This window comes from Paenibacillus sp. cl130 (genome assembly GCF_900116035.1).
GTDB lineage: Bacteria > Bacillota > Bacilli > Paenibacillales > Paenibacillaceae > Paenibacillus > Paenibacillus polymyxa_B.
Genome location: NZ_FOYG01000007.1, coordinates 153,261 through 167,007, shown reverse-complemented (window position 1 = coordinate 167,007; position 13,747 = coordinate 153,261). Strand labels below are relative to the sequence as shown.

The 13,747-nt window shown below is 38.6% G+C and carries 12 protein-coding genes; 10 read left to right on the top strand and 2 right to left on the bottom strand.

Annotation, left to right across the window (positions count from 1 at the left end; all coding sequences use genetic code 11):
- Nucleotides 1-9 precede the first annotated feature (9 nt).
- Nucleotides 10-3,243: a contractile injection system protein, VgrG/Pvc8 family gene (locus BM358_RS19295; protein WP_081819228.1), complete on the bottom strand. Its 3,234-nt coding sequence runs from the start codon at nucleotides 3,241-3,243 to the stop codon at nucleotides 10-12.
- Nucleotides 3,244-3,625: 382 nt separating this feature from the next.
- Between BM358_RS19295 and BM358_RS19290 the strand changes: the two genes are divergently transcribed.
- The 9 genes from BM358_RS19290 to BM358_RS19250 all read left to right on the top strand — a co-directional run bounded on the left by BM358_RS19290 (nucleotide 3,626) and on the right by BM358_RS19250 (nucleotide 11,612).
- The gene (locus BM358_RS19290; protein WP_028542213.1) at nucleotides 3,626-4,588 is read left to right on the top strand and encodes a helix-turn-helix transcriptional regulator; all 963 of its coding nucleotides are present in this window, start codon (nucleotides 3,626-3,628) and stop codon (nucleotides 4,586-4,588) included.
- A gap of 113 nt (nucleotides 4,589-4,701) precedes the next feature.
- On the top strand, nucleotides 4,702-5,328 hold the full coding sequence (locus BM358_RS19285; protein ID WP_028542214.1) for a type 1 glutamine amidotransferase family protein: 627 nt from the start codon (nucleotides 4,702-4,704) through the stop codon (nucleotides 5,326-5,328).
- A 51-nt stretch (nucleotides 5,329-5,379) separates the two neighbouring features.
- Nucleotides 5,380-5,904, top strand: a complete 525-nt coding sequence (locus BM358_RS19280) for a VOC family protein (RefSeq protein ID WP_028542215.1) — start codon at nucleotides 5,380-5,382, stop codon at nucleotides 5,902-5,904.
- A gap of 225 nt (nucleotides 5,905-6,129) precedes the next feature.
- Nucleotides 6,130-6,642, top strand: coding sequence for a copper amine oxidase N-terminal domain-containing protein (locus BM358_RS19275; RefSeq protein WP_028542216.1), 513 nt, complete (start codon nucleotides 6,130-6,132; stop codon nucleotides 6,640-6,642).
- Between the two features lie 492 nt (nucleotides 6,643-7,134).
- Nucleotides 7,135-7,452, top strand: coding sequence for a hypothetical protein (locus tag BM358_RS19270; RefSeq protein ID WP_028542217.1), 318 nt, complete (start codon nucleotides 7,135-7,137; stop codon nucleotides 7,450-7,452).
- 75 nt (nucleotides 7,453-7,527) lie between these two features.
- A complete protein-coding gene (locus BM358_RS19265) occupies nucleotides 7,528-8,211 on the top strand; it encodes a DUF5819 family protein (RefSeq protein WP_028542218.1) in 684 nt (227 codons plus the stop codon).
- A gap of 544 nt (nucleotides 8,212-8,755) precedes the next feature.
- Nucleotides 8,756-9,544, top strand: a complete 789-nt coding sequence (locus BM358_RS26970; RefSeq protein ID WP_231517233.1) for a DCC1-like thiol-disulfide oxidoreductase family protein — start codon at nucleotides 8,756-8,758, stop codon at nucleotides 9,542-9,544.
- A 10-nt stretch (nucleotides 9,545-9,554) separates the two neighbouring features.
- Entirely contained in the window at nucleotides 9,555-10,679 is a 1,125-nt protein-coding gene (locus BM358_RS19255) for a serine hydrolase (RefSeq protein WP_028542220.1), read from the top strand.
- The gene (locus BM358_RS19250; protein ID WP_028542221.1) at nucleotides 10,680-11,612 is read left to right on the top strand and encodes a M23 family metallopeptidase; all 933 of its coding nucleotides are present in this window, start codon (nucleotides 10,680-10,682) and stop codon (nucleotides 11,610-11,612) included.
- A gap of 389 nt (nucleotides 11,613-12,001) precedes the next feature.
- Here the strand turns inward: BM358_RS19250 and BM358_RS19245 are convergent, their stop codons facing one another.
- Nucleotides 12,002-13,429, bottom strand: coding sequence for a pyridoxal phosphate-dependent decarboxylase family protein (locus tag BM358_RS19245; RefSeq protein ID WP_028542222.1), 1,428 nt, complete (start codon nucleotides 13,427-13,429; stop codon nucleotides 12,002-12,004).
- A gap of 69 nt (nucleotides 13,430-13,498) precedes the next feature.
- Between BM358_RS19245 and BM358_RS19240 the strand changes: the two genes are divergently transcribed.
- Nucleotides 13,499-13,729 (top strand): restriction endonuclease, encoded by a 231-nt coding sequence (locus BM358_RS19240; RefSeq protein WP_081819231.1) that lies wholly within the window; start codon nucleotides 13,499-13,501, stop codon nucleotides 13,727-13,729.
- Nucleotides 13,730-13,747 lie beyond the last annotated feature (18 nt).

Genomic DNA, 13,747 nt, shown 5'->3' with positions numbered 1-13,747 from the left:
TCATTCCTCCTAAGGTGTGGTTGGGAATAACGATGTTATTCTTCCATCTTCATAATATCCGACCCATGATACTCCTTTTGAATCTACTCCCATCCAAACACGAGGTAAAGTTCCTGACGTCTCCTTTGTTAAAGCATTGTTCGCAGCTTCGATACCTCTCTCAATATATTTTTTATCAGATATAACATTAGGATCATAAATAGTTTTCTTTAGCACCTTCTTGTTATAAGTACCAGTCGGTTGTCTTGTTTTAGGATCTAATTCAGGCATGCTATACTCTACTTGTTTAACTCCCCTTACTTCATTACCATTCACGTCATACACTTTATACTCGTTTACTACTTTTACATCATTTTTATAAAACTCCTCACTATTGTGTGCACCAACGATTCCTTTTTTGTTTGGGTGCTCTTTTCCGTTCTTATCCACAAACTCTCTATGTTTTATATGAGTCTCCAACTCGGGAGTTGCTGTTATTGATGATTTAACAATTTCTTTTTCCTTTTTTAAATATTCTTTTATATTTGAGGATTTTCTTGTATTTGTACTCTTAGCTACATTATATATGACCTTCTTTTGAATTTTACTATTTTCTTCTCTAGTTGCCTTGGAGGCAGTCTCTCGTAGCGTTTTCCTTGCCTGTTGATCCTGTTGTTTATATTGGTTTTTCGTTGTTAACCTTTCATTTGGTTGTGGTTTGTAGCCTTTGGTTTCAAGAGTTTGGTTATTTTTTGGGTTAGCTATGTTTTCTCTAGCTTCTATTTGTTGTCTCGCTAATAATTCCTGGACTCTTACTTTTGCACTTACTCCAGAAGAAATATTAAAGAACCCTTTTCCTCTACCCAGTTTTGAAAGTATCCCCTTTAATTCTTTAGTATGGTCTATCCCCCCTCGACCACCAAACATAAGAGGGTTTTCTGTGATAATAGCATAGAACATCCATTTCTTCTCTTCTTCAGATACTCCTTGCTTCCTAGTTAGCATGAAGAAATCGCCGGGATAATTATGTTTCCATTCACTATAGTATTGGCGATCCGGTTTACCGTCACGAGTACGTACAAGACCATCTTCTCCTCGATAACTCCCCGGTTTAAGTTTGGGTGTAAAGTCTTCGGTATATGCTGCCCTAAGATAATCCTGCCAGATTCTTTCGTAGTCTTCTTCTGTCAGCTCTGGTGGCGCAGCTTCTTTTTTTGCTTTAAGGGCAGCTTCAGTTCTAGCTTTTTCTTGTTCTTTATATTCCCTCAGCATTCTATCTTTAACACTTTTAGGTACCTGTTGATAGGCATGAACCATAGTTTTTGATGCTGACAGCAAGTTTTGAATCAGCTCTAATGGGCCACCGGAATGGGCTATATGACGTGCGCTTGTATACACTTTTCCTAGAATCCATTTGCTATAGTAGGCATGTCTCGCTTGCTCATGCTCGTATTGAGTAATCAACCCTTGCACTGCTAAACCAGCCAAGTGTTTCAACGGATGAATGCCGTTCCCCTTACCGCCTCCAATCGTAGGGGTTCCTTTGCTCCGAACAGGGATCACTGCGGTTGCTTTCAGAATCACACCCGCCGCAGGTCCACTTAGCGCTCCCGCAACAACACCAGCCACTTTTCCCATCACTGGAATGGAGCCTAATAGCTTGGATACCGTACCCAACAAAGAGTTGGCCTGTTGAAGTGCAGCCGGACTTGTTACTTTGGCGGTAGGAGTGCTGCTTGATGATGTCTTAGCTGTCGATGGAGCTTGCGCCGCCTCGTATGCTTTGATGCTCATCAATGGTGGCTCAGGCACAGGAGGGAGGTCGGCCACGAAAACAGGAGCTTTCACCGTACCTTCCTGATATATCACCGGAGCTTTGGTATCCGTCTCACCATCCAGTACCATGCTGCTGGCTCCGCCTTTTAGATACAGCGCCGTTCCAGCTTCGAGCGAAAGTTCCTCGCCTGCATCGAGCTTCACGTGACCACCCTGAATCTGCACATTCCCCGGACTGTCGATCGTAATGCCGTTACCTTCATGCAGTGTAATGGAAAATTCACCGGAGGTGGATAGAGTTAGTTCATGCTCAGACATTTCTACGCCGCTACCTTGTACATGTTGCCATACCTTCACATTCGACTGTCCATTTGTGTGGCGTTGTTGTCGCAGTGAATCCGTTACATAGGCATCTTGTTCGCGGTGGGTAGGCAGATACAACTCCACCTGTTCCCCAATCTCAGGCATATCGTACCAGCCACTGTGTTCTTCCGCGACATAACGGGTGGCTACGGGAAACGAGTAGGCTTTGGCAGGATCTTGTTTCGGGTCGATGTCCAGTTGAAGTTGTACAAAATCCTGCTGTACCTTCAGTACCGTTCCTGTCAACGAAATCCCGGTAGCCTGATCGTTTGCATAACGGGCATATCGGATATCCTGTTCGGCTTGAAGATCATAGCGAGTACGCAGTAAGCCATCCGTTAATGTGGTCACGGCTCGAACCACGACCAGTTCTTTACCTTGTCCAATGGGTAACGTGATGAGGTCGCCCAGCGCATAGTATTGCAGGCTTTCGATCATATAGGTGATATACGAGCCAGCACGTTCGCCTGGCTTTTCCGTATCCAGTTCATGAAACGTTTTTCGTACTCGATAAAATACATCTCGCTCCACCTTATGCTGCTTGCCTTCGGGCATCCCGAAGAAAACCTTGGGCGAGGCTGCGGTTACCTCTGGCACAAGTACGGAGCCAAAGCGAGAAGCGAGACGTTTTAAAAACGCCCAATCTGTCTCCTCATATTGTAAAACAAAAGTCTCCAGTTTGGCATAGTTGCTTACTGTATCAATGGCATCTCCGTACTGATATTTTCGAATCAGCGCAGTGACCAGATCATCATAGGTGCGGTGAATATCTTGATAGGAGCGCCTTTTACGCTTAATATCCATTTGGTACGAATGGGAAGAGGCCTCCAGTTCAAACGTATACACGCCTCGCACGCAGTGTACGGACATATGCGTAACAATCCCATGGAACAGCCTTCTCAGCGATTGTCCCTGATCATTCAACTGACGGATCACAATGGGCTCTTGCTCCATATCCTGTCCGATGCATACAGCTCCTTGTTCTTCGGAGAGCATGCCACTGATATGTAAAAAGGCATGATCATTAATGGCACGTGTTATTTGAAGTTGTTCGATGTGTAATGGCTGAAAGGGACCATAAAAGCGTAGGCTTTCATATCCGATCCCATCTGATAAAACGCTCAAGTGAGTTCATGACTCCTTTCTAGATGCGATGGGTATTTCCAAGTAAAGCACGTCATCTTGAATTCGCTTCTGAATTATAGAAGCCGCAGATGAGTACAAACTGTGAGTCAAGATAGATATGTAATGTATTAAGGGGATTGTTTGATATTAAGAAATAAGAGGTGATATTTAATAAACAACCCAGCATATGTATTTATCGGTTAAAAGAGAGATTTAGTTTACAGAATGAACCATTGGAAGTGGTATTTACTATGTGTAAATCTGGAATTAGAAGATATGAGAGGGAAGTATAAGGTGGAAAAAAGTATATAATAGGTGGTAAGAGGGAGTATAAAAAGATATATATAAGATTGAGCTTAAATGAAAGATGAGGGTTCATGTTATGCCAAAAAACGATAATATGCTGGCCATTCTATGGATGCTGAATTCGGGCGTAAAAATGACTGCAAAACAAATATCCGAAAAGTTAGAAATAAATATAAGGACAGTTTATCGTTATATTGATGCACTATGTGCCAGTGGAGTGCCTATAATATCCGACACAGGTCATAATGGCGGGTATAGCTTGCTGAATAATTTTATCAGAGCACCTCTGCTATTTGATATTGAGGAAAAAAAGGCACTCCTTCATGCTGCTATTTTTGCAAAAGAAGCTGGATACCCTTTGAGTGAGGCATTAGACAATGCGACATCAAAATTGAAAATGTATTCGAATCAAGAGCAGGAAAGTATACTTAGCCGTCATTTAGCCGGATTTGAAGTTATTAACCGCACGGGAGACCCTTCTCTTCAGCCGGTATTGGCGGAATTAGAACAGGCTATAGCCAACGAATTCTCTGTAGAAATGGATTATCGCACAAGCCATGAAGAACAACCCAAGAATAGGGTGATAGACCCCTATGGAATGGTCTACTGGAACAATAAATGGTATACTGTTGCATTTTGTCACCTAAGAAATGAGATCCGTTGCTTTCGGGCAGATCGAATTCTACAAATCAAGCGTACTCCAATCATATTTAAGCGTTCTGAAGCTTTTTCAGCCCGTGAATTTTTTATGCAAAATCTATTACCTGATTTAGTGGGCAAGGACAGTTTAATTTCTTTAACTATCGGAGGCAGGTCAGAGGCATTGGATGACTTATGTCTGCATTGGTTTTTGGGGCATCATCTGAAAGAGCGGACATCCAATCAAGCCATCTTTTTGCTTGAGGAAAAATCACTTCATACATATGTCCCTTATTTACTCTTACCCTATGGGAAATCCATTCAAGTCATCGAACCACAGAGTTTGAAGGAAAAACTTGTTGCTGTTGCGTCGGAGTTAATGGAATATTATCAACGTTAAAAGCTTCACTGACAGCAGATGTCAGTGAAGCTTTTTTATAATGATGATAATCATTGATTACCGAAGGATGATTGGTATCACTCGATGAATTATAAAATAAGGAGAATTTGCAAATGAATAATACAGTATATCTTTATGTGTTTGACACCATGGCAGATTGGGAGACAGGTTACTTAACTGCCGAACTGAACTCGGGGAGATATTATAAAAAGGGGCTGGTCCCATCAAAAATAGTTACCGTGGGAATGGAAAAGACCCCTGTAACTACAATGGGCGGATTGAAAATCCTGCCTGACATCACACTGGATGAGTGCAGCATTGAAAGCACAGATACATTGATTTTACCCGGTGGAGATACATGGACAGAAACCATTCACCAACCCATCTTAAAAATCGCTGAGAGGTGTTTAGAGGAAGGGATATGGGTTGCAGCGATTTGTGGTGCTACCATGGGACTTGCCCAGGCAGGATTGCTGAATTCACGTTGGCATACAAGCAATGATCTGGAATACCTTAAAATGATCTGTCCCAACTACACGGGCGAAAATTATTACAAAGTGGAGTCTGCTGTAACGGATGGAAAACTGATCACTGCATCTGGAACAGCTCCGTTGGAGTTTTCTGTACATGTCTTAAAAGCTCTGGGTGTGTTTTCTTCAAAAACATTAGAAGCCTGGTATAGTCTTAACAAAACTCGTGAATCCAAATATTACTATGAGTTGATGAATTCAATCCAATGAAGGTATGAGCATAAAATTGAACTATTACGATCATTTAAAGGAGGAGTTAAAATGACTGAAAGCAGAGAATATATGGGAGTGTCGGGTAAATATACAAAGAATGGAATGCCCAACGGCTTTACATCTATTACCCCTTTTATTACCGTGAAGAATCCTTCGGAAGCAATAGAGTTCTATACAACGGTTTTCAATGCAAGGGTTAAGGATATTACTGAATATCCTGATGAGAATGGCAATAAAATAATTGTTCATGCTGAATTAGATTTTGGAAATGGTTTTTTGCAGCTGGGAGCAGCGAATCCGGCATATCAATTGGTCTTGCCGCCAGATGAAGACAATGCGTGTTATTCTTTCGGAATTTACGTCATGAATGTGGATCAGGTCATTGAAAATGCGGTAGCAAGAGGAGCGAAAGTAAGGGAACCAGTTACAAACTTTGTTTCAGGTGATCGATTCGGAAGTATATTGGATCCTTGTGGAGTAAGATGGTCTATTATGACCAGAATCGAGGATTTGTCAGAAGAAGAAAGTAGTCGTAGGGTTGCTGAATGGGCCAAAGGCTTTAGTGGAGAATAAATGCAATTACTTCTTTGGTAAAATGTATTAAAGTGACAATCTGCTAAAATGATGTAATCGAAATTCTGGTGGCAATTAGTTGGCGGAAAATACGGCATCTTTATCACCACATAAGGCATGTTGAGCGCTGTTCACTGTCAGTAAGGAAAGATTGAATACAGGATGCATAGGTGGTGTTTTAGCTCCTCAATGAGGGTCTAGTCGATAAATAGAGAGAGGTAAACCATGTTAAAACGTATAATTTTACCCTTAGCTGTTATCTTTGTGTTCGTTTCTTTAGTCTCAGTTGAGAGAGCACATGCGGGATCTAAATTTAGTTATAATGTTGAAGTTTCTGTAAATAACAGCGCTTTGACATTAGATCCATTTCTAGAGAGAGCCACAAACGAAAATAATAGCACCTTGACGACAGACGTCAGTCCGTATATAGAGAGATCCACAAACACCGTATATGTTCCTATTAAATTCATAATTGAAGGGCTAGGAGAGTCTGTCTCATGGAACATGCCTACACAAGAAGTTACAATTAAATCGAAGAATGGTACAATTATACGATTAACCGTGGGTAGCAAAGTTGCATACGTGAACGATGAAGAAAAGATGATGCCGAGTGCTCCCATTATGCCGGAATATCCAAATCGGGTTATGGTACCTCTTAGATTTGTTTCGGAAGTTCTGGGAGCTACAGTAAATTCAACTACGATCAATGGAACATTACATGTTGACATTAAGAAATAATGCTTGATAGTTTTGAAATGGGTAAAACTAATTGCTCTTTAAATCTTGGGTCGTAGAGTTTGAGGAGTAGCAATTTTAATGTATATCAAAAAGTTTGGAACAGGGGTTCAAATCCCCATGTCTCTATACTGAAACCCGCTCATTGAGCGGGTTTTTGCTTTTAGTCACCCTTATTGTAGACCAAATGTAGACATAAAACTATTTAAGGCACAGAGTTTGTTGGAACTTGTAGACATTGCTGTTTTCTTCTTTTGATGGATTTTAAAATGAAGCGCGACACCTGCTGGAATAGGATATAATCCGAAATAATTTTTAATTTTAATTACTAAAAATTTATGCTTATGATTTTTGGCAAGGGAAAATAAGATATAAAATATGGAAGGGAGTGATATATTAAGTAATTATATTGAATAATAGTATTTATGATAAAAAAGTCATAAAACTAAGGAATTGAAATTATTTTGTTACTAACCATCTTAGGAGGAATTATCTATGAAGAAAAAATTAACAATACTTAGTCTAGCTTTAGCCATCACAGCCTTCTCTACTGTAAGTTTAAGCGCTTCTTACGCTTCTGATTATGACGTTTCCTCTGGAAATTCTTCTCCTTTAATTAGCGTGAATGCAAATGGTGCTGCTGTTGAGCCTCAAGCAATAGCATCCCTTGCTCGTAAAGCAGTACAAGTTGGTAAAGCAGCTTATGAAGCTAACAAGGATGCTTTGAGGGAAGCGACCCGCTTAGGAAGTCTATTAGGTACAGGTGCTTCTAGTAGTGATGTAGAGAATGCAGATGTAATTTTTGATAAATAGCTGAAACATCAGGGAGAGGATCAGATTTTTATATTTCTCTCTCCCTGATGTTATTTAAAAGAGGTGATTGCTTAAATGAAAAAAAGAAGTGAAGCGTTTATTTTAAATGCTACGTTATTCTCTTTATCGTTGTTCTTGATGGTTCATTTCTTCTTTATTTTTCTTCACGCTGGACCGCTTAACCCGGTCTCTGTTTCATTGAAATCAGTAACTGATAACTATGTTGGACGGTTTTTTCAACAAAACTGGCATCTATTTGCTCCCCAGCCTATGACTCAAAATCTAAAATTATATGTACGTGTGAAGTATAAGGGGGAGGGCAGTACCAAAACTGTTATAAGCAATTGGTATGATGTTACTGAACCTATGATCAGGACGAATGAGACGACAGTATTTTCACCTTATAATAGGATGCTCAGAATTGGAAGTGGATACATACATCAATTATATATAGGAGGAAAAGATGATCTAACATATAAATTAATGGAGAAAATATCTAAAAAAGATAATGTCGCCAAAGAAATAAATGCTTCTTTAGAAAAGGATTCGGATCAAGTTGAACAAATCATATACCGCTATGCCTCTGCGTTTGCGAAAAGAGAGTTTTTGAAACATGAAATAACCGATGTCCAGTTTATGACCTCAATATCGGATGCAATTCCATATTCAAAGCGAGATGATCTTCATTTTAAAGTGAAAGAAGATAATGTCGTATATGGTTGGAAAGGAGTTGTAAAGGATGTTGTTGAATTACCGTAATTTTTTTATGAATGAACGCTTTCTTATTGGCACAAGTATCCTTCGGATATGTATCGGGTTGATATTACTTTTCAATTATTTTATTCATTATAAACAAAGATATTTTTTTTGGCACGAATCTGGAATTAATATATATTCTGCTGGGTACAAGTCATTAACATGGTCTTTATATAATTTGAATTCATCAGCTTTATTTTTTGACTTTATCTATCATTTAGGAATTGTGGTTACTATTTTTTATTTAATTGGATACAAAGGCCGCCTTTTTTCAATTCTGACCTATCTATTTTTTTATTCACTGTATGTTCGTTCTTTTCATATAAGTGACGGAGGAGACAATTTACTGATAGTAAATATGTTTTTTCTCCTATTCGCCAATAATACTGCATATTTCTCTTTTGATTCTAAATTGAATAGCTTACATGGAAAAGGCTCGAAGCAGTCTTTGATTTATAAGTTATCCATAATAATTCACAATTTTGCAGTACTTTTTTGTATTATACAACTGTGTATTGTTTATTTCTTCTCAGGAATGTATCAGCTTATGGGAGAAATGTGGCAAAACGGAACGGCACTTTATTATATCTCTCAGGTGAGAGAGTTTAGCAGACCTATTTTGGATTATATGGTTAACCATTATGTTGGACTCACCATTTTATTCACTTATTTATCTATAATTGTTAAAATAGCTTTTCCTTTTGCTGTAATTAATAAAAGCCTTAAACCGTTTGTAGTTATTGCTATGATATTGTTTCATGCAGGAATCGGTATAGGCATGGGCTTACTGACGTTTTCACTAATTATGATTGTTATGGAATTATTGTTGTTTACGGATCGAGAATATAAAAAGTTATACCATTTTATAAAGATCAGCTTCCGGAAAATATCAATTACAATTCGAAGAAAAACAAGAAAATTAGGATATGTAAGTTTTCAACACAAACAAATTCTGGTTTTCTATGATGGTTGGTGTCCTGTCTGTACAAATATAAAAGACAATTTGTACAAGCTAGATTATTTTAGAATGCTACGGCTTGTTAGTTTTCGGAATTCTTCATTGGTTCAAGCATACAAATTAGATGTTAATGAATTAGAAAGGCGAATGCATAGTTTCTCAATGAATGATTCCAGTAAAATACAACGTGGAATTGACTCTATTGCACAAATTTGTACAAGAATACCGTATCTTTGGTGGGCGGTTCCCTTTATAATTATTTTCAAAAAAATGGGTATTGGTGGTTATTTGTATGATTATATAGCTTCTAAAAGAAAAGTGATTCCCGTGGGGAACTGTGACGACTTATGTGAACTTCAGCCTAAGCGTGTCCATTAAGGAGCAAAGTATGAAAATAATTTTATCGTTAGTAGCTATAATTTTAATATTTGTGTTCATATGTATCCTGTTTTTGTTCATTGCGAAGCGCCAAAATAATAAGAAAACAGAAATGGATGTTCTAAGTTTTTTGAAGGAAAATCCGAGTAAAGCATCTTTGTTTATGATCAAAAATGGTATGGAGAAAATCAGCTATAACTCAGAAGTTAAAATGCCGCTTGCCAGCACGGCCAAAGTGATCATTGCTATCGAATTTGCTCGCCAAGTTGCAGCGAAAATATTAGACGAGCAGGAACTTGTTCCTTTAGAGGAATTAAATAAATTTTATATCCCTGGTTCCGATGGTAACGCTCATCATAACTGGATCAAATCCATTCGCGCAAACCATAAAGAGGTTCAAGGGAAAATTACGTTATTGGATATTACTCACGGCATGTTAGCATATAGTTCCAATGCCAATACAGAATTTCTGATGGCGAAAATGGGTTTGGATAAGATAAATGAGAATATTATGAAGCTCTCACTTTCTTCCCATGATAAAATCTTTCCTTTTTCATCTGCGGGATTCATGTCTCCTTATATCCAAGAGACCGAAAACATAGGCTTTAAAGAGTCGATACAAAAGATAAGTGAGATGAGTTACGAGGAATATATGAAAAAATCTATTGAAATTCATCAGATTTTAAATCGTGATCAGGGGATAGAATGTATTCAGAAATGGAACACCAGGCAGAATTATGTACGAAAACTTCAAGTGCTGGAATCGCGCAAGCTTCCTCGTTCAACGACTAAAGAGTATGCTTACCTCATGAAGCTTATACACAAGGGGGAGTTGGTTCCTTCTACTATAAATCCATATCTAAAAATGCTAATTCAGCGACAAGTGGATAACTCCAAGTTAATAGAGTTTGGAAACAAAGGTGGATCTACCATTTCTGTTCTAACAGAGGCTTTATATTGTACGGATCGGGAAGGAAATGACATTCAATTAGCCATGTTTATTCAAGATGATTCTGGGGTGGATCATATTTGGCTCAAGCAGAAGCTGGATTTGTTTTTTTACAAATTATTAACGGATACTGCATTTCAAGAAGAGGTAAGAAGCAAATTATCATATGACAAGGGAAGAAATTGAATGTTTTTTTATTTTGTAAAAATGCTGCTGATTCCGCTTATACTTTACTGGATCATGGCTTACTTTCCATTTAAAAATCGTATTTCGTGGTATATACACACTTTGTTTACAAGTGCATATACGTTCATGATTTTATTCATAAATGATTGGACAGAAATTAGCTATTATTTACGACCGGTTTGCATCGTATTGTTTGGATGTTCCTTATTCCGTCAAATGGTTACTTTACGCTCTTTTAAATTTAATGGCTTAAATAGAAAAACACGAATATTCCTTTCTCTTTATGGTTTATTAGCAATATATCAAGTTTTTATATGTATTTTATTTAGTATTTCATACATTACATCCACTCCTAAACACGAAGATGCAGTCGATTTAGCGTTCCCTTTGAAAGGAGGGGCTTACGAGGTAGTGAATGGTGGAATGAGTTCATCTATGAACTATCACTTTTCGCATCGTACTCTGAAATATGCGGTGGATATAACTAAGCTCACCCCGTTAGGTTCAAGAAAAGGGATATTTGATAATCCTGAATCTTTAAAATCCTATCCCATTTATAATGATTCAGTATATAGTCCGGTTGAGGGTAGAATTATCGAAGTTGTGGATGGAGTAAAAGATAATGTCCCAAACTCCCTGGGCCGTAGTACTACAAATATGATTATCATCAAACACCAAGGATATAATATTCTGTTGTTACACTTGAAGAAAAATAGTCTATTAGTTAAGAAAAATGATTTTGTCAAGGTTGGACAAGAAATTGCGAAAGTAGGGAACTCAGGTTACAGTAGTGAGCCGCATCTTCATGTTCATGCTATAAAACATGATAATAAGAGAGATTACTTCAATGGAACCTCGGTTCCTATTACTTTTAATGGTAATTACTTAAAGAGAAATGATTTGCTATTTAATCAAACACTTATTTTTCGTTAAAAATGTATACCTACCTAGAAAGTCGGTTTGAGAATTTGTTTACCAGATTTTTAGTATGGTGTATTGTTCTTCAAAGCAAGTATTTTCAACTTAAGCGAGAGGTATATCCTTACCATCGTCTCGACACATGTGGAGTGTGTGGTAGTGATATATCGAGATGAGAGGCATTGATGCACGAGGGCTAGAGGGGAATTTGAATATGTTCCTGCATTCCAAAAAAACGTTTTAGGATTGAGTGCTGTTCATTGTTACTGCATTGCACAATGGCAAATAATTTGGAAGATGTTTAGGAAACAGTAAAGAGGGGCGGCGAGCCCCTCTTATTTGTGTGATGTTGAGCATTTTTATTCATTTACAGAAAGCGTAGCATTTCATTTCAAGATTTTTCATCACAAAAAGGCTTTTGTCTCATTCAATGAGCGTGCTATATTCGATAAAAGCTGAATTGTATTCCTTATCTCATGTTCCGTAGTGTCTGGGTGAATTGCACAGATTCGGAGAACAGTTTTTCCATTAAGTTGTGTCGTAAGCACAGAGGCGTATCCGTTTGTCATCATTTCTTGGGAGATCCTTTTATTGAGTGAATCTAATTCTTGCTCAGATAATCCAGTTGGCGCATATCGAAAATTAACAATCGCTAACTGTGCGGGGGATACAATTTCCCAATGATTATGTTTTTTGATTTCATCTTCAGCCCATTCTGCGAGTTGAACTCCATGCTCTATGGCTTCACCGACAGCATTAGTTCCTAAAGCCTGTAGTGTCACCCATAGTTTCAAACTTCGAGCAGGCCGCGTTAATTCAGGGCCCAGATCCCAATAATTAATATATTCTTCATTAGTCTCGGCATCTTTCAAATATTCTGGATGTGTGCTGAAGCAGTTTCTAAGCTGTTGATTTTCTTTGGCTAAAACTACGCTACAGGAATATGTCTGCATTAACCATTTATGTGCATCCCAGGTAATGCTATCTGAACGCGATATACCGCTCAAAAGGGGCTTATATTTCGAAGAAGCCAAAATCGATGCACCGTAAGCTCCATCCACGTGTAACCAAATGTTATGTTTTTCACATAGGTCAGCAATTTCGTTCAACGGGTCAATGCTTCCCGTATTGGTTGTGCCAGCCGTGGCAATGATCGCAAAAGGCTTCATGCCAGCCGCCTGATCATCCATTACTTTTTTTTCTAAGGCTGAAACATCCATACGAAAATTTTTATCACTTGGAATCTTTCTGATTTGATCACCACGGAATCCGAGGATGCGTAACCCTTTGGCGACCGATGAATGAGTTTGATCTGAAACATAACCAGTTCCAATGGCATATTCCTGCTCGGATAACCTTGCATTGCGTGCAGCCGCTAAAGCGGTCAAATTCGACAGCGATCCGCCCGACAGAAATAAGCCTCCAGCAGTATTGGGATACCCTGCTTGGTCACACATCCACCGGATCACTTCCCCCTCTAAAAGGCTTGCGCTCGAACTCAGCATCCAGCTTCCGGCATGGGTATTATAAGCGCTGGTCATGATATCTCCTAACCACGAGTAAAGAGACATTGGACCAGGAACCAATGCGAAAAAGCGAGGGTGTTGCATGAAGGTTTGGTGAGGATAGACGTTTTTCCTCATTTCATCGACGACCTCTTGTATCGGTCTTCCTTTTTTCGGAAAACCAATTCCCCTTAAATGAGCTATTGTATCCCCATCTGCAGTGTTGATTACTTTTCGGGATCGAATATTGTTATTTTCTGCAATATATGAATGTATGAACTGTTCAATAATCTCACCTAATTGCTGATTTGGTTCTTGATTCATCATAAGCATCTCCTTTGCTCAACTTCGATCAAGTATAATATAACATCTGTTGTCATATTGTGATATTCACCAATTTCATCATTACGTTTATTTTTAGGCTCTTCGCTATTACGCAAAGTAATTCTCAAAGGCAAAGAGAGCTATAAAATCGCCGTTCAGTGCAAATGCTGGAAACGTGATGTTGAGAATGGTATACTACTCCAACTCAAGGCTGGTAAGCAGGTACATAGTTGCTGTGTTGCTTGGATGGTAACGACGAGTAATTTTACAAGGCAGCAAGGAGCGGGGGAGCTTGTAATATAGGAGGGGGAACCTTAGTTA